This is a genomic window from Kitasatospora sp. NPDC005856, from assembly GCF_040629945.1.
Taxonomy (GTDB): Bacteria; Actinomycetota; Actinomycetes; order Streptomycetales; family Streptomycetaceae; genus Kitasatospora.
This window is the reverse complement of the sequence record NZ_JBEXWT010000029.1, coordinates 1-17,296: the sequence shown is the minus strand read 5'-3', so window position 1 is coordinate 17,296 and position 17,296 is coordinate 1. Positions and strand designations below refer to the sequence as shown.

The window sequence follows — 17,296 nt, the reverse complement described above, 5'->3', positions numbered from 1 at the left end:
GCTGTTCGGCTCGAATCAGCAAGAATGCCTCCGAGTTGTTGTGTAAAAGACTTTCATCCACCGCAACGGAAAGGCTGACTCCCCCGTGATGCCTTGAGCCTCCATGACTTTGCGTGATCAATCAGATGCGCAACGTGCACAGCACATGCGGCGCCGACGGGTCCGAGAGCCCGGGTCTGCATCTACTTTCACCCTAGGCGAACTTCAACGACCGCGGCTAGGGATCGGGTTCGGCACCGCACCGGTGACTTAGGCCTCGGGTCGGTAACGTGGTTTCAGGAGGTGTCGGATGTCGCGACCAGGGCAGTTCGGCGTGGAGCCGGGTGGGGGATTGCCGGATCGCATCGCGGTCGGGCTGCTGACCGGGGCGTTCCCGCCGGAGCTGGTGGACCGGGTGGTGGCCCGGTGTGGACGGGAGGGGCAGCGGAACCGGCTGATGACGCCGAAGGTGACGGTCTACTTCGTCCTGGCGATGTGTCTGTTCCCCGGGCAGGGCTACCGGGAGGTCGCCCGGACGCTCGCCGGGGGCCTGGCCTGGGGGAGGCGCTGTGCCGCGCCGGGGCAGGTGCCCAGTACGGCGGCGATCTCGCGGGCCCGGCTGAAGCTGGGTGCGGGGCCGCTCAGGGAGCTGTTCGCCGAGGTCGCCCGGCCGGAGCCGGCCGAGACCGCCGAGGGGGCCGCGGGGGCCGCGGGGGCCGGACGGGCGGGCGGAGCCCGGTACCGGGGGTGGCGCCTGGTCGCCGTCGAGGGCGCGGTGCTCGAGGTGCCGGACAGTGCCGAGAACCTGGCGCACTTCGGGCCGCCGGAGACCGAGGGCGGGTATCCGCGGGTGCGGCTGGTGGCGCTGGCCGATTGCGGCAGCAACGCGGTCACCGCGGCGGCCGCGGGTCCGCCGTCGGCCGCCGTCCCGGACCTGGCCCGCGGCCTGTTCGACCGCCTCGGCGGCGGTGACCTGCTGCTCGCCGACCACGGCGGGTTCGACGATCCGATGTCCTGGCGGGCGGCCTCGGCCGGTGGGGCGGACCTGCTGTGGCGGGCCGGTCCGGACGCGGTGCTGCCGGTGTGTCAGCAGCTGTCCGACGGCTCCTACCTGACGGGGGCGGCCCTCGACGGCTCGTACCTGACCGGGGTCGCCCTCGACGGTGGCGGAGGCCGAGGTCGAGGCCGAGGCGGACGCGGACGTGGCCGGGCGGGGGTGGCGGTGGTGCGGGTGGTCGAGGACCGCTCCGCAGGGGAGCCCGGCCGGCTGCTCACCACGATCCTCGACCCGGTACGGGCACCCGCCGCCGAGCTGGCCGCGCTGCACGGCGGGTGGAGATCGGGGGTGACGGCCCTTCGGGAACTGACGGAGGATCAGTTGAGCGCCGTGAGGGTGCTGCGCTCCTGCTCGCCCGAGGGGGTCGAGCAGGAGATCTGGGGCCACCTGCTGGTCCATCACGCGGTGGGCCGGCTGAGGGCTTTCGGTCCGGCCCGTTAAGTCACCGGTGGGAAGGGGCTGAATCGGCTGTTCCGCTTCTTTTCGATGGCCGAAAACATGACAGTGCATTCGGCGTCGGCGCGCAGGCCGGGCGAGGGGAACTGGACCGAATCCTTCCGGTACTACCGGATGGGTTCGGAGGCGCTCGTTCCGCACACGTTCTGCCTGCCCGGCCCGCACGTTCCGCCGGTGACCCGTCGAGTCGCCGGGCCGGGTGCCGGCTGCGGTTCCGCCGGTGGAACCAGCGGGTCCGGTTCCCCGGAGCGATCAGGCCGACACCCCTAAAGTTGGCCACCGGCCGCCCCCTAACCTCCCCCCGGCGCGACGAGGCCCCCTTGTCCGGGCGGCACGATCGACTAGCGTGGGCCGATCACCCGCACGGCGCCGCAGTCCAGCGGCCCGCGGACGTGCCGGGGCCCCGCCGGGCATCCCCTACCCGGGCCGCCCGAACGGCCCCGCGTGTGCGCGCCCGTGCCGCGCGGCTAGGGGTTGTCCGGCGGGGGCCGACGCCGTCACGGTAGGAGCCGTTGAGGTCCCGACAGGACAGCGGGCGACCGGAGGCCGGCCACGAACCCTCGTGCGCCCCCCGCCCGCGGATCACGGTGAGACGGTTCTCCGCGCGCGGCCCGCAGGTCCGCGGGCGGCGGCTCACCGGTGTCGCGGTCCCACCACGCCGACCGCCGGAGGGATTCCAGTCACCATGGCCGCTATCGACGATCTGTGGGTGCGTCGCTACCACCCCGCGCCCGAGGCCCGGCACCGGCTGCTCTGCCTGCCGTACGCCGGCGGGTCCGCGAGCTACTTCTTCCCGGTGTCCCGCGCGCTGTCGCCCCAGGTCGAGGTCCTCGCGGTGCAGTACCCCGGCCGCCAGGACCGGCGCCACGAGCCCTGCGTGGAGTCCGTGCAGGAACTCGCCGACCTGCTGGTCGACGTCGTCAAGCCCTGGGCCGACCGCCCGCTGTCGCTGTTCGGCCACAGCATGGGCGCTTCCGTGGCGTACGAGCTGGCGCTGCGGCTGGAGGACCTCGGCATCGTGCCGCACACCGTGTGGGCCTCCGGGCGGCGCGCCCCCGGCGCCCACCGCGACGAGCGGTTCCACCAGCTCGACGACCAGGGCCTGCTCGCCGAGATCAAGCGGCTGGACGGCACCGACTCCAACCTCCTCGACGACGAGGAGATGGTGCGGATGGTCCTCCCGGTGCTGCGCAGCGACTACCGGGCCGCCGAGACCTACCGCCCCGCCCCCGGCCCGAAGCTCACCGCGCCGGTCCTCGCCCTGGTCGGCGACGACGACCCGAAGGTCACCGTGGACGAGGCCCGGAAGTGGGCCGAGCACACCTCCGGCCCCTTCGAGCTCGAAGTGTTCCGCGGCGGCCACTTCTACCTCAACGCCCACGCGAACACCGTCGTCGACCGGATCCGCACCAGGCTCGGCTGACCGCTCCGTCGTTCCTCCGCGTCATTCATCCACGCGAATCGACCGTGTTGAAGGGCAGCCGGTTCCGAACCGGCCCAGAACTGCTCTGCGAGGCGGTCCTCGGAAATTCCGGAAAACTGCCCAGAGGAGTCGTTCGTGTCCAAGTCGCTCTACGAACTCGGTGAGGTTCCTCCGCTCGGCTACGTGCCCGAGCAGATGTATGCGACCGTCATCCGGCAGGACCGCTTCGGCGAGCCCCTCAAGGCGATGCAGACCGAGGTCGTCGACGTGCCGGAGCCCGGTTACGGCGAAGTGCTGGTCTACGTCATGGCCGCCGGGATCAACTACAACAACGTCTGGGCGTCGCTGGGCGAACCCATCGACGTCATCGCGATGAGACAGCGGATGCTCGGCGAGAAGGAGGACTTCCACATCGGCGGCAGCGACGGCTCCGGAGTCGTCTGGGCCGTCGGCGAGGGCGTCAGACAGTTCAAGGTCGGCGACGAGGTCATCCTCTCCGGCGCGACCTGGGACGAGACCGCGGAGGACGTCCGGATGGGCGTCGACCCCATCGCCTCGAAGTCGCTGCGGGCCTGGGGCTACGAGACGAACTACGGCTCCTTCGCCCAGTACACCCTGGTGCGCGAGCACCAGCTCCACCGCAAGCCGGCCAACCTGTCCTGGGAGGACGCCGGCGGCTACCTGGTCACCGGTGCCACCGCCTACCGGCAGCTGACCGGCTGGGCCCCCCACGACGTCCGCCCGGGCGACCCGGTGCTGATCTGGGGCGGCTCCGGCGGCGTCGGCTCGGCGGCGATCCAGATCGTGAAGCTGCTCGGCGGCATCCCGATCGCCGTGGTCTCCAACCCGGACCGGGTCCGGTTCTGCCTGGACCTCGGCGCCGCGGGCGTGATCGACCGCCGGGAGTTCACCCACTGGGGACGGCTGCCGGACCTCGACGACGAGGCGGCCGGCAAGGCCTGGACGGCCGAGGCACGCCGGTTCGGCGCGAAGATCTGGGAGATCCTCGGGGAGCGCCGCAATCCGAAGATCGTCATCGAGCACCCCGGCGAGGACACCCTGCCCACCTCGCTGTTCGTCTGCGAGAACGGCGGCATGGTCGTCCTGTGCGGCGGCACCAGCGGCTACAACGGCGACCTGGACCTGCGCTACCTGTGGATGCGCAGCAAGCGCCTCCAGGGCTCGCACGCCTCGAACACCAGGGAGAACCGCGCGGTCATCGGGCTGATGGCGGACGGCCGGCTCGACCCGTGCATCACCTGGTGCGGCACCTTCGACCAGATCGGCGAGGCCCACCAGATGCTCTACGCGAACCAGCAGGGCGTCGGCAACCTGGCCGCCCTGGTCAACGCCGGGGCGCCGGGGGAGACCTCGCTGCGGATCGGCTGAACGACCGGACGGAAATCCGTGCCGCCCGGCGGCGCGGATTTCCGGACCGAATTCCGGAACGGGAATCGCGCGCACGCGGTTCCCGCTCCGGTGGCGAACGGCCCGGGACGGCCCGTGCCATCTGAAGTCCTTTTTCTGGGGTCGGCTAGGGGTATCGCACGCGGATTCAATTCCTAGGATGCGAATCGCTGCGGTCTCACGGGTAATCGGTACCGGCTGCGGTTCACCACGGGCCGGGAGTAGGGGTTGATCAGCGTGGGGGAAGAGCAGAAGTATCTCGAATACCTGAAGCGGGTGACGGCCGACCTCCGGCGCACACGTCGTCAGCTCCAGGTGGCGGAGATGCGCGAGCGCGAGCCCATCGCGATCGTCGCGATGGCCTGCCGCTATCCGGGCGGGGTGAACTCGCCGGCCGACCTGTGGCAGCTCGTGACCCGGGGCGAGGACGCCATCACCGGGTTCCCCGAGGACCGCGGCTGGCCGGCCGCCGGGTCCGGCTACGCCGACGAGGGCGGATTCGTCGACGGCGTCGCCGAGTTCGACGCCGCGCTGTTCGGCATCTCCCCGCGCGAGGCCCTGGCCATGGACCCGCAGCAGCGGCTGCTGCTGGAATCCGCCTGGGAGGTCGTGGAACGGGCCGGGATCGACCCGCGCTCGCTCACCGGCAACCGGGTCGGCGTCTTCGTCGGCGCCTCCGCCTCCGGCTACGCCGAGGGCGCCCACTCCCTGCCCGAGGGCGCCGCCACCCACCTGGCCATCGGCAACGCGGCCAGCGTGGTGTCCGGCCGGATCGCCTACGCGCTGGGCCTGGAGGGCCCGGCCGTCACCATCGACACCGCCTGCTCCTCCTCCCTGGTCGCCCTGCACCTGGCCGTCCACGCGCTGCGCGCGGGCGACTGCGAGCTGGCGCTGGCCGGCGGCGTCACCGTGATGTCCTCGCCGAGCGTCTTCGCGGAGTTCAGCCGCCTCGACGGCCTGGCCGGCAACGGGCGCTGCAAGGCCTTCGCCGCGGCGGCCGACGGCACCGGCTGGGGCGAGGGCGTCGGCCTGCTGATGGTCGAGCGGCTCTCCGACGCCCAGCGGCTGGGCCACCCCGTGCTCGCCGTGGTGCGCGGCAGCGCCGTCAACCAGGACGGCGCCTCCAACGGCCTCACCGCCCCCAACGGCCCGTCCCAGCGGCGGGTGATCCGCCAGGCGCTGGCCGGCGCGGGGCTCTCCCCGGCCGACGTGGACGCGGTGGAGGCGCACGGCACCGGCACCCGGCTCGGCGACCCGATCGAGGCCCAGGCCCTGCTCGCCACGTACGGGCGGGAGCGCGCCGAAGGCGGCCCGCTGTGGCTGGGCTCGGTGAAGTCCAACATCGGGCACACCCAGGCCGCGGCCGGTGTGGCCGGCGTGATCAAGATGGTGCAGGCGATCCACCACGGCCTGCTGCCGGCGACCCTGCACGTGGACGCGCCCACCCCGCACGTGGACTGGAGCGAGGGCGGCGTCGAACTGCTCACCGAGGCCCGGCCGTGGCCGGAGACCGACCACCCCCGCCGGGCCGGCGTCTCCTCGTTCGGCATCAGCGGCACCAACGCGCACGTGATCATCGAAGCGGCGCCCGCGCCGGCCACGCCGCAGGGCGAGGCGGAGCCGGACGCCGACACCGGGCAGGCCACCCCGGCCGACTCGGCGGTTCCGGCCGACTCGGCCGTTCCGGCGCCCACGGCCGGCCGGCCCTCGCTGTGGCCGCTCTCCGGCAAGGGCGCGGCCGGGCTGCGCGCCCAGGCCCGCAGGCTGCGCGACCACCTCGCCGAGGCCGGGGCCGGCGACGAGGCGCCCGACCCGGCCGACCTCGCCTGGTCGCTCGCCACCACCCGCGCCGGCCTGGACCACCGTGCGGTGGTGCTCGGCGAGTTGCTCCCCGGCCTGGACGCGCTCGCCGAGGGCGGGCCGACCACGGCGGTCACGGGCGTGGTGGGCGAGGGCCGTTGTGCCTTCCTGTTCACCGGCCAGGGCGCGCAGCGCGCGGCCATGGGCCGGGGGCTGTACGAGGCGTTCCCCGCCTACGCCGAGGCCTTCGACGCCGTCTGCGCCGAACTGGACCGGCACCTCGGCGGATCGGTCGGGGACGCCGTCTTCACGGGCCGCGACCTCGACCGGACGATGTGGACCCAGGCCGGCCTGTTCGCCGTCGAGGTGGCGGGCTTCCGGCTGCTCGAATCCTGGGGCGTGGCCCCCGACTTCCTGCTCGGCCACTCCGTCGGCGAACTCGCCGCGGCGCACTGCGCGGGCGTCCTCACGCTCGCGGACGCCTGCGCCGTGGTGGCCGCGCGCGGCCGGTTGATGCAGGCGCTGCCGGCCGGTGGCGCGATGCTCGCCGTCCAGGCCACCGAGGCCGAGGCCGTCGAGGCGATCGCCGGACGCGCCGACGTCGCGGCGGTCAACGGCCCGTCCTCGGTCGTGGTCTCCGGCACCGCGGAGGTGATCGACGAACTGGCCGCCCGCTGGGCGGCGGAGGGCCGCAAGACGAGCCGGCTGGCGGTCTCGCACGCCTTCCACTCCGCCCTGATGGAGCCGATGCTCGCGGACTTCCGCGCGGTGCTGGAGACGGTCTCCTTCGCCCGCCCCCGGATCGCGATCGTCTCCAACCTGACCGGAGCCGTCGCCGAGCCCGACCTGCTCACCACCCCGGAGTACTGGGTGCGGCATGTGCGCGAGGCCGTCAGGTTCGCCGACGGCGCCGCCTGCCTGGCCGCCCGGGGCGTGACCCGCTTCGTCGAGCTCGGCCCGGACGGCGTGCTCTGCGCGATGGCCCAACAGGCCGCTGCCGAGGGCGTGTTCGCCCCGGTGCTGCGCCGTGACCGGGATGACGCCGAGTCCGCGCTGACGGCTCTGGCCCGGATCTGGACGGCCGGGGTCGAGGTCGACTGGCGCGCCGTGCTGCCCGAGGGCCGCCGGGTGGAGCTGCCGACCTACGCCTTCCAGCGCGAGCGCTACTGGCCCCGGAGCATGGCGGCCCCGGTCGCCCCGCCGACCGACGCCTCGGACCGGGACCAGCGGTTCTGGGCGGCGGTGGAGCGCGCGGACCTCGCCGAGCTGGCCACCACCCTGAAGCTGGAGGAGGCCCCCGGCCTGCTCGACGAGGTGGTCCCCGCGCTGGCCGCCTGGCGGCGCTCCCAGCGGCAGGAGTCGGTCGTCGACTCGTGGCGCTACCGGATCACCTGGAAGCCGCTGACCGGCCTCGGCGACGCCGCCCCGCTGACCGGTGACTGGCTGCTGTCCGCCGCCCCCGAGGACGGGCGGGCGGAGGGCGTCGAGCAGGCTCTGCGGGCCGCCGGCGCCACCGTCCTGCGCTGCGCGCCCGGGGCGTGGCCGACGGACGACCCGGACGACCCGGCCGGCCTGGCCGGCGTGGTCGGCGTGGTCGCGCTGCCGGCCGGCGCGGACCCGGCCGCCGAGGCGCTGACCATCGTTCAGGGCCTCGGCGAGGCGGGCATCGACGCACCGCTGTGGCTGCTCACCTCCGGCGCCGTCTCGGTGGGCCGGTTCGACCCGCCGTGCGACCCCGCGGCGGCCCGGGTGTGGGGGCTCGGTCGCGTCGCCGCCCTGGAACTCCCGGACCGCTGGGGCGGGTTGGTCGACCTGCCGGCCACCCTGGACGGCCGGGCCGGTGCCCGGCTGGCCGCGGTGCTGGCCGGCCGCACCGGCGAGGACCAGGTCGCCGTGCGCGGCTCCGCCGTCTACGGGCGCCGACTGGGCCGCCCGGAGCCGGTCCGGGCCGCCGAACGGCCGTGGACCCCCTCGGGCACGGTGCTGGTCACCGGTGGCACCGGTGCGCTGGGCGCGGCCGTCGCCCGCTGGCTGGCCGGGCGCGGAGTGCCGCACCTGCTGCTGCTCGCCCGGCGCGGCGCCGCCGCACCGGGCGCCGAGGACCTGGTCGCCGAGCTGACCGCCACCGGCACCCGGGTGACCGTCGAGGCCTGCGACGTCGCGGACCGGGACGCGCTGGCCGCGGTGCTCGCGCGGATCCCGGCCGACCTCCCGCTGACCGGCGTGGTGCACGCCGCCGGGGTCGCGGCCCACGAGCCGATCGGACAGCTGGGCCTCGCCGACCTGGCCGCCGTCGTCGCCGGCAAGGCGGCCGGCGCCACGCACCTCGACGAACTGACCGACGGCCTGGAGCTGTTCGTCACCTTCTCCTCGATCGCGGCGACCTGGGGCAGCGGCGGCCAGGCCGCCTACGCGGCGGGCAACGCCCACCTGGACGCGCTGGTGGACAACCGCCGCAGCCGCGGCCTGGCCGGCACCTCGATCGCCTGGGGCCCCTGGGCCGAGGCCGGGATGGCCGTCCGGGGCGAGGCGGCCGACTTCCTGCGCCGCCGCGGGCTGAACGCGCTCGACCCGGCCCTCGCCGTGCTGGCCCTGGCACGGGCCGTGGACCACGGCGAGGGCTGCGTGACCGTCGCCGACGTCGACTGGGGCCTGTTCGCCCCGGCCTTCACCCTGGGCCGCCCCAGCCCGCTGCTGGCCGACCTGCCCGAGGCGGCGCAGCCGGCCGAGGGGGAGGCCGCCGACTTCGAACTGGGCGCCGCGCTGCGGCAGCGGCTGACCGCCGGGCCCGCCGGGCACCGCCACCAGGTGCTGGTGGACCTGGTCCGGGAGCGCGCCGCCGCCGTGCTGGGCCACCGCACCGCCGAGGCTGTCGACCCCGACCAGGTCTTCCGCGACCTCGGCTTCGACTCGCTGACCGCCGTCGAGCTGCGCAACCTGCTGAACGCGGAGACCGGCCTCCAGCTGCCGGCCACCCTGGTCTTCGACCACCCGACGCCGACCGCCCTGGCCGCGTACCTGCTCGGCGAGCTGTTCGACGAGCCGCAGACGCCGTCGGCGCACGCCCGCGCCGCCGTGGCCACCACCACCGACGACGACCCGGTCGTGATCGTCGGCATGAGCTGCCGCTACCCCGGCGGAGTGGAGTCCCCGGACGACCTCTGGCGCCTGGTGGCCGCGGGCGAGGACGGCGTCACCGGCTTCCCGGCCGACCGCGGCTGGGACCTCGGCGACGACGGTGGCTACGCCCGGCAGGGCGGCTTCGTCGCCGGGGCGACCGGCTTCGACGCGGCGCTGTTCGGCATCTCCCCGCGCGAGGCCCTGGCCATGGACCCCCAGCAGCGGCTGCTGCTGGAGGCTGCCTGGGAGGCCTTCGAATCGGCCGGGATGGACCCGCGCTCCGTCCAGGGCGCGCAGATCGGCGTGTTCGCCGGTGCCTCCAACTCCGGCTACGGCGCCGGCGGCCTCGGCTCGGCGGGCGGGGAGGGGCACCTGCTGTCCGGCACCGCCAACAGCGTCATCTCCGGCCGGGTCGCCTACACCTTCGGCCTGGAGGGCCCGGCCGTCACCGTCGACACCGCCTGCTCCTCCTCGCTGGTCGCCCTGCACCTGGCCGTCCAGGCGGTGCAGCGCGGCGAGTGCGAGCAGGCCCTGGCCGGCGGCGTCACGGTGATGGTCTCACCGGCGGCCTTCGGCGAGTTCGACCGCCAGGGCGGGCTCTCCTCGACCGGGCGCTGCCGCTCCTACGCGGGCGCCGCGGACGGCACCGGCTGGGGCGAGGGCGTCGGCCTGCTCCTGGTCGAGCGGCTCTCCACCGCGCGGCGCGAGGGCCACCGCGTCCACGCGGTGATCCGGGGCAGTGCCGTCAACCAGGACGGGGCCTCCAACGGCCTCACCGCGCCCAACGGCCCCGCGCAGCAGCGGGTGATCCGCCAGGCGCTCGCCAACGCCGGCCTGTCCACCGGGGACGTCGACCTGGTCGAGGGCCACGGCACCGGCACGGTGCTGGGCGACCCGATCGAGGCCCAGGCGCTGCTGGCGACGTACGGCCAGGGGCGGCCGGAGGACGGCCCGCTGTGGCTGGGCTCGATCAAGTCCAACATCGGGCACACCCAGGCCGCGGCCGGCGCGGCCGGCGTGATCAAGATGGTGCAGGCGCTGCGCCACGGGGTCATGCCCGCCACCCTGCACGTGGACGAGCCCAGCCCGGAGGTGGACTGGTCGCGCGGCGCGGTGGAACTGCTCACCGAGGCCCGGCCCTGGCCGGAGCGGGACCGGCCGCGCCGGGCCGCCGTCTCCTCCTTCGGCATCAGCGGCACCAACGCCCACGTCATCATCGAGCAGCCGCCGGCCGCCGGGCCCGAGCGGGCACAGACCCCCGCGCTCGCGCTGTGGCCGCTCTCCGCGCACACCCGGGACGGCCTGCGGGCCCAGGCGGAGCGGCTGCGCACCTTCCTCGCCGACTCGGACGCCGACCCGCGCGACATCGGCCACGCGCTCGCCACCACCCGCGCCGCGCTGGAGCACCGCGCGGTGCTGGTCGGCGAGGACCGGGCCGAACTCCTCGGCCGGCTGGCCGACTTCGACGGACTGGCCGCCGCCACCGCGGTCCCCGGCGGCACCGCCTTCCTGTTCACCGGCCAGGGCGCCCAGCGGGCCGGCATGGCCGAGGAGCTGTACGCGCGCTTCCCGGTGTTCGCCGACGCCTTCGACGCGGTCTGCGCCGAACTGGACCCGGCGCTGGAGCGGCCGGTCCGCGAGGTGGCGGCCGACGGCGTGGACCTGGACCTGACCGTCCACGCCCAGACCAGCCTGTTCGCGGTCGAGGTCGCCACCTTCCGGCTGCTCGAATCCTGGGGCGTGGTGCCGAACCTGCTGCTCGGCCACTCGATCGGCGAGGTGGCGGCGGCGCACGTCGCGGGGGTGTTCTCGCTGGCGGACGCCTGCCGGCTGGTCGCGGCCCGGGCCCGGTTGATGCAGGCGCTCCCGGCCGGCGGGGCGATGCTCGCGGTGCGGGCCGAGGAGGCGGAGGTCCGCGAGGCGCTGGCCGGACGGGCCGACATCGCCGCGGTCAACGGGCCCGCCGACCTGGTGGTCTCCGGCGACGCGGCCGTGATCGGCGAACTCGCCGCCCGCTGGCGGGCCGAGGGCCGCAGGACGAGCCGGCTGGCGGTCTCGCACGCCTTCCACTCCGCGCTGATGGAGCCGATGCTCGCGGACTTCCGCGCGGTGCTGGAGACGATCACCTTCGAGGCGCCGCGGATCGCGATCGTCTCCAACCTGACCGGCGCCCTCGCCGACGCCGAGACCCTGGGCACGTCGGACTACTGGGTGCGCCACGTCCGGGAGACCGTCCGGTTCGCCGACGGCGTGGCCTGCCTGCGGAGCCACGGCGTCCGCAGGTTCGTCGAGCTGGGGCCGGACGGCGTGCTCTGCGGCATGGCCCAACTGACCGTCACCGACGGGGTGTTCGTGCCGATGCAGCGCCGGGACCGGACCGGTGCGCAGGCGGTCGCGGGCGCCGTCGCCGAGCTGTGGACGGCCGGTGTCCCGCTGGACTGGCGGGCCGTGCTGGGCGGCGGCCGGCGGGTCGAGCTGCCGACCTACGCCTTCCAGCGCGAGCGGTACTGGCCCGAGCCGGGCCCCGTCCCCGCGCCCGCGAACGGCGGCGCAGACGCCCTGGACGCCCGGTTCTGGGACGCGGTCGAGCGCGCGGACCTGGGCGAGCTGGCCAGCACCCTCGCCGTCGAGGCGGCGGGCGAGCTGGAGCCGCTGCTGCCCGTGCTGTCCTCCTGGCGGCGCCGCCGCCGGGCCGACCAGGTCGTCAACTCCTGGCGCTACCGCGTCACGTGGAAGCCGGTCACGGACGGGCTCGGCGCGGGCGAACTCACCGGCAGCTGGCTGGTCGTGCTGCCGGAGGAGCCCGCCGACGCCTCCGAGTCCGCCGAGACGGGCGTGGCCGCCGGACTGCTCGCGGCGCTGCGCGCCGCCGGGGCCGAGCTGGTCGAGTTCCGCTGCGACCCGGCGGCCGAGGGCCGCGCGGCGCTGGCCGGACGGCTGGCGGAGCTGCCGGCCGAGTACGCGGGCGTGCTGTCGCTGACCGCACTCGGCCCGGAGGGGCTGACCGCCTCGCTGGTCCTGCTGCAGGCGCTCGGCGACGCCGCGATCGGCGCGCCGCTCTGGACCGTCACCAGCGGTGCGGTGTCGGTGGGCGGTTCCGACCCGCTGCGCGATCCGTTCCAGGCCCAGGTGTGGGGCGCCGGGCGGGTCGCCGCGCTGGAACACCCGGACCGCTGGGGCGGGTTGGTCGACCTGCCGGCCGCCGTGGACGGCCGGGTGGCCGCCCGGCTGGCCTCGGTGCTGACCGGCGACCAGGGCCTGGACCAGGTCGCCGTGCGCGGCGCCGGGGTCTACTCCCGCCGACTGGTGCGGGCGGCCGTCGAGGAGGCCCCGGCCGAGCCGTGGACCCCGTCCGGCACGGTGCTGATCACCGGTGGCACCGGTGCGCTGGGCGCGGCCGTCGCCCGCTGGCTGGCCGGGCGCGGCGCGCCGCACCTGGTGCTCACCGGGCGGCGCGGGCAGGCCACCCCGGGCGTGTCCGAGCTGGTCGCCGAACTCACCGGGCTCGGCGCCCGGGTGACGGTCGCCGCCTGCGACGCCGGGGACCGGCAGGCGCTGGCCGAGCTGCTGGCGGCCGTCCCGGCCGACCTCCCGCTGACCGGCGTGGTGCACGCGGCCGGCGTCGCCGAGACCGCACCGCTGGACTGGACCGGCCCCGCCGACGTGCTCTCCTCCACCGGTGGCAAGGTGACCGGCGCGGCGCACCTGGACGAGCTCACCGCCGGGCTGGACCTGGAGCTGTTCGTCACCTTCTCCTCCATCGCGGGCGTCTGGGGCAGCGGTGGGCAAGGGCTCTACGCCGCCGCCAACGCCTACCTGGACGCGTTGGTCCAGCAGCGGCGCTCGCGCGGCCTGGCCGGCCTCTCGGTGGCCTGGGGCCCCTGGGCCGAGGCCGGAATGGCGGTGCGCGGCGAGGCGGAGGACTTCCTGCGCAAGCGCGGACTGCCCGCCCTGGAGCCGACGCTGGCCGTCACCGCGCTCGCCCAGGCGGTGGACCGGCGGGAGACCTGCGTGGTGGTCGCGGACGTGGACTGGGAGCGTTTCGCCCCGGCGTTCACCTCCAGCCGCCCCAGCCCGCTGCTGGCCGACCTGCCCGAGGCGGCGCAGCGGCCGGCCGGGGAGGAACCCGCCGCCGAGGGCGGCACCGCCCTGGTGCGCCGGCTCGCGGCGGCCCCCGCCCCGCAGCGCGGCCGCATCCTGCTGGACCTGGTGCGGGCACGCGTCGCGACGGTGCTCGGGCACGGCACCGCCGAGGCCGTCGGAGCGGACCGGGCCTTCCGGGACCTGGGCTTCACCTCGCTGACCGCGGTGGAGCTGCGCAACGTGCTGGGCACCGAGACGGGCCTGGCGCTGCCGGCGACCCTGGTCTTCGACCACCCGACCCCCGGCGAGCTGGCCGCACACCTGGCCGGCGAGCTGCTGGACGACCTGGAAGCGGCCCCGGAGGCCGTCCCGGCCGGCGTCGCGGCAGCGACCGGCACCGACGACCCGATCGTGATCGTCGGCATGAGCTGCCGCTACCCCGGCGGCATCGCCTCGCCGAACGAGCTGTGGGAGCTGGTCGCCACCGGCGCCGACGGCATCTCCGGCTTCCCCGCCGACCGCGGCTGGGAGCTCGCGGCCACCGAGGACTCGTACGCCCGCCAGGGCGGATTCGTCACGGACGCGACCCGCTTCGACGCCGGGCTGTTCGGCATCTCGCCGCGCGAGGCGCTCGCCATGGACCCCCAGCAGCGGCTGCTGCTGGAGGCCGCCTGGGAGGCCTTCGAGTCCGCCGAGCTGGACCCGCGCTCGGTGCGCGGCCGACAGATCGGCGTCTTCGTCGGCGCCTCGTCCTCCGGCTACGGCGGGGGCGGCGCGCGCGGCTTCGAGGGCGCCGAGGGACACCTGCTCTCCGGCACCGCCAACAGCGTCATCTCCGGCCGGGTCGCCTACACCTTCGGCCTGGAGGGGCCCGCGGTGACGGTGGACACCGCCTGCTCCTCGTCCCTGGTGGCACTCCACCTGGCGGCCCAGGCGGTGCGGCGCGGCGAGTGCGCGATGGCGCTCGCGGGCGGTGTCACGGTGATGGTCTCGCCCGCCACCTTCGGCGAGTTCGACCGCCAGGGCGGGCTCGCCTCGGACGGCCGCTGCAAGGCCTTCGCGGCCGCGGCGGACGGCACCGGCTGGGGCGAGGGCGTCGGCGTGCTGCTGGTCGAGCGGCTGTCGGACGCCCAGCGGCTCGGGCACCGGGTGCTGGCGCGGGTGCGCGGCAGCGCCGTCAACCAGGACGGCGCCTCCAACGGCCTCACCGCGCCCAACGGCCCGGCACAGGAGCGGGTGATCCGCCAGGCGCTGGCGGACGCCGGGCTGTCGGTCGGCGACGTGGACGTGGTCGAGGCGCACGGCACCGGCACCCGGCTCGGCGACCCGATCGAGGCGCAGGCGCTGCTGGCGACGTACGGCCAGGGCCGGCCGGAGGGCAGCCCGCTGCTGCTCGGCTCGATCAAGTCCAACATCGGGCACACCCAGGCCGCCGCCGGCGTCGCCGGGATCATCAAGATGGTCATGGCGATGCGTCATGACGTCATCCCGGCCACGCTGCACGTGGACGAGCCCACCCCGCACGTCGACTGGTCGGCGGGTGCGGTGGAGCTGCTGACGGAGGCCCGGCCGTGGCCGGAGGCGGACCGTCCGCGCCGCGCGGGCGTGTCCTCCTTCGGGATCAGCGGCACCAACGCCCACGTCATCATCGAGGCCGTGCCGAGCCCCGCCCCGGCCGGGCGGACCGCGGTGGCGCCGCCGGTGCTGCCCTGGCTGCTGTCGGCCAGGACGGAACCCGCCCTGCGGGCCCAGGCCGAGCGGCTCGCGGCGTTCGTCGGCTCCGTCGACGGGGCCGATGGGCGTCCGCAGCCGGACCCGGCCGACGTCGGGCGCGCCCTGCTCTCCCGGGCCGCGCTCGCACACCGCGCGGTCGTGCTCGGAGCGGACGCGGCGGGCCTCGCCGAGGGGCTCGACACCGTGGCCGCGGGCACCCCGTCGGGGCACGTGGTCGCCGGTGCGGCCGTCGAGGGCCAGACGGCGTTCCTGTTCACCGGACAGGGTGCGCAGCGGGTGGGCATGGGCCGGGGGCTGTACGAGGCGTTCCCGGTGTTCGCTGACGCCTTCGACGCGGTCTGCGCGGAGCTGGACCTGTACCTGGACCGGCCGGTCCGGGACGTGGTGTTCGAGGGTGCGGAGGACCTGGACCGTACGGTCTGGGCGCAGGCCGGGCTGTTCGCCGTGGAGGTGGCGTCCTTCCGGCTGCTGGAGTCCTGGGGCGTGGCGCCGGACTTCCTGCTCGGTCACTCGATCGGTGAGGTGGCGGCGGCGCACGTCGCCGGGGTGTTCTCGCTGGCGGACGCCTGCGCGCTGGTCGCGGCGCGCGGCCGCCTGATGCAGGCGCTGCCGAGCGGTGGCGCCATGCTCGCGGTCGAGGCGACCGAGGCCGAGGTGCGGGCGGAGATCGGCGAGCGGTTGGACGTGGCGGCCGTCAACGGGCCTGCCTCGGTGGTGGTTTCGGGTCCGGTCGAGGTGGTCGAGGAGCTGGCCGGACGCTGGTCGGCCGAGGGCCGCCGGGTCCGTCGGCTGACGGTCTCGCACGCCTTCCACTCGGCCCTGATGGAGCCGATGCTCGACGAGTTCGAGGCCGTCCTGAAGGGTCTGGCCTTCGCCGAGCCGCAGCTGCCGGTCGTCTCCGACCTGACCGGTGAACTCGCCGAGCCGGGCCTGCTGTCCACCCCGGAGTACTGGCTGCGCCAGGTCCGCGAGGCCGTCCGCTTCGCCGACGGCGTCGAGGCCCTGCACCGCCAGGGCGTCACCCGCTACGTCGAACTGGGGCCGGACGCGGTGCTCTGCGGCCTGGCCCAACAGTCCGCCCCCGAAGGGGTGTTCGCTCCCGTCGCCCGTCGCGACCGGGAGGACGTGGCCACCGCGCTGCACGCGCTGGCCCGGGTCTGGGTCGCGGGCCTGGACGTGGACTGGCGGGCCGTGCTGCCGGCCGGCCGACGGCTCGAACTGCCGACGTACGCCTTCCAGCGCGAGCGCTACTGGCCGGAGGCGGTCCCGGTGGCCGGCGACCCGGGCACGGTCGGCCTGGAGCCGGTCGGCCACCCGCTGCTGAGCGCCGCCGTCACGGTGGCCGACGGCGGCAGCCTGCTGCTCACCGGCCGGCTGTCGTCGGCCACCCACCCGTGGCTGGCCGACCACGTCATCCTGGGCCGGGTGGTGGTGCCCGGTGCCGCGCTGGTCGAGATGGTCTGGGCGGCCGGCCGCCGGGCCGGCGCCCCGGCGATCCGGGAACTGGTCCTGCGCACGCCGCTGGTGCTGCCCGAGCACGCCGGGGTGCAGATCCAGGTGAGCGTGGGCGCCGCCGGCGAGACCGGTGAACGCACCGTCGAGGTCTACTCGCGGCCCGAGGGCACCGGCGACGCCGTCTGGATCAGCCACGCGGTCGGGCTTCTGGCCGACGAGGCCGGCGCCGACGCCGGTCCGGACCTCACCGTCTGGCCGCCGTCGGGGGCGACCGCGGTGGCGGTGGAGGGCTTCTACGAGGCCCTTGCCGAGAGCGGGTACGGCTACGGTCCGGTGTTCCGGGGTCTGCGGGCTGCCTGGCGGGTCGGTGACACGGTCTACGCCGAGGTCGCGCTGCCGGAGGAGGCGGCGGGTGAGGCGGGCGGCTTCGGTCTGCACCCGGCACTGCTGGACGCCGCACTGCACGCGGTCGGGCTGTCCCCGGTCGTCCAGGCCGGCGGCACCCGGTTGCCGTTCGCCTGGACCGGTGTCCGGCTGGACGCGGTGGGCGCGTCGGTGCTCCGGGTGCGGGTCGAGGGCACGGCGGAAGGCGTGTCGCTGCTCCTCGCCGACGGCGTGGGCGAGCCCGTCGCCACCGTGGCCTCGCTCGCGATGCGTGAGGTGTCGGTGGAGGGGCTTCGGTCGGCCGGTGTGGGTGGGCCGGAGGCGTTGTTCGCGGTGGACTGGGTGTCGGTGCCGGTTCCGGTGGTTGGGGATGGTGGGGGTTCGTCGGATTGGGTGGC

4 protein-coding genes are annotated in these 17,296 nt (G+C 75.5%); all 4 read left to right on the top strand.

The genetic code is table 11. The features are described 5' to 3' along the window. Positions 1-331 precede the first annotated feature (331 nt). Entirely contained in the window at positions 332-1,477 is a 1,146-nt protein-coding gene (locus tag ABZ449_RS19145) for a transposase domain-containing protein (RefSeq protein WP_360347069.1), read from the top strand. Positions 1,478-2,177: 700 nt separating this feature from the next. After that, positions 2,178-2,915, top strand: a complete 738-nt coding sequence (locus ABZ449_RS19140; RefSeq protein WP_360347067.1) for an alpha/beta fold hydrolase — start codon at positions 2,178-2,180, stop codon at positions 2,913-2,915. 135 nt (positions 2,916-3,050) lie between these two features. Beyond that, a complete protein-coding gene (gene ccrA / locus ABZ449_RS19135; protein ID WP_360347065.1) occupies positions 3,051-4,304 on the top strand; it encodes a crotonyl-CoA carboxylase/reductase in 1,254 nt (417 codons plus the stop codon). A gap of 255 nt (positions 4,305-4,559) precedes the next feature. Beyond that, a partial coding sequence (locus tag ABZ449_RS19130; RefSeq protein WP_360347063.1) for a type I polyketide synthase occupies positions 4,560-17,296 on the top strand: 12,737 nt, incomplete at its 3' end.

Excerpts from the sequence above, each read along its gene's own strand:
- ABZ449_RS19140 (WP_360347067.1), top strand. The coding sequence starts at position 2,178 with ATGGCCGCTATCGACGATCTGTGGGTGCGTCGCTACCACCCCGCGCCC.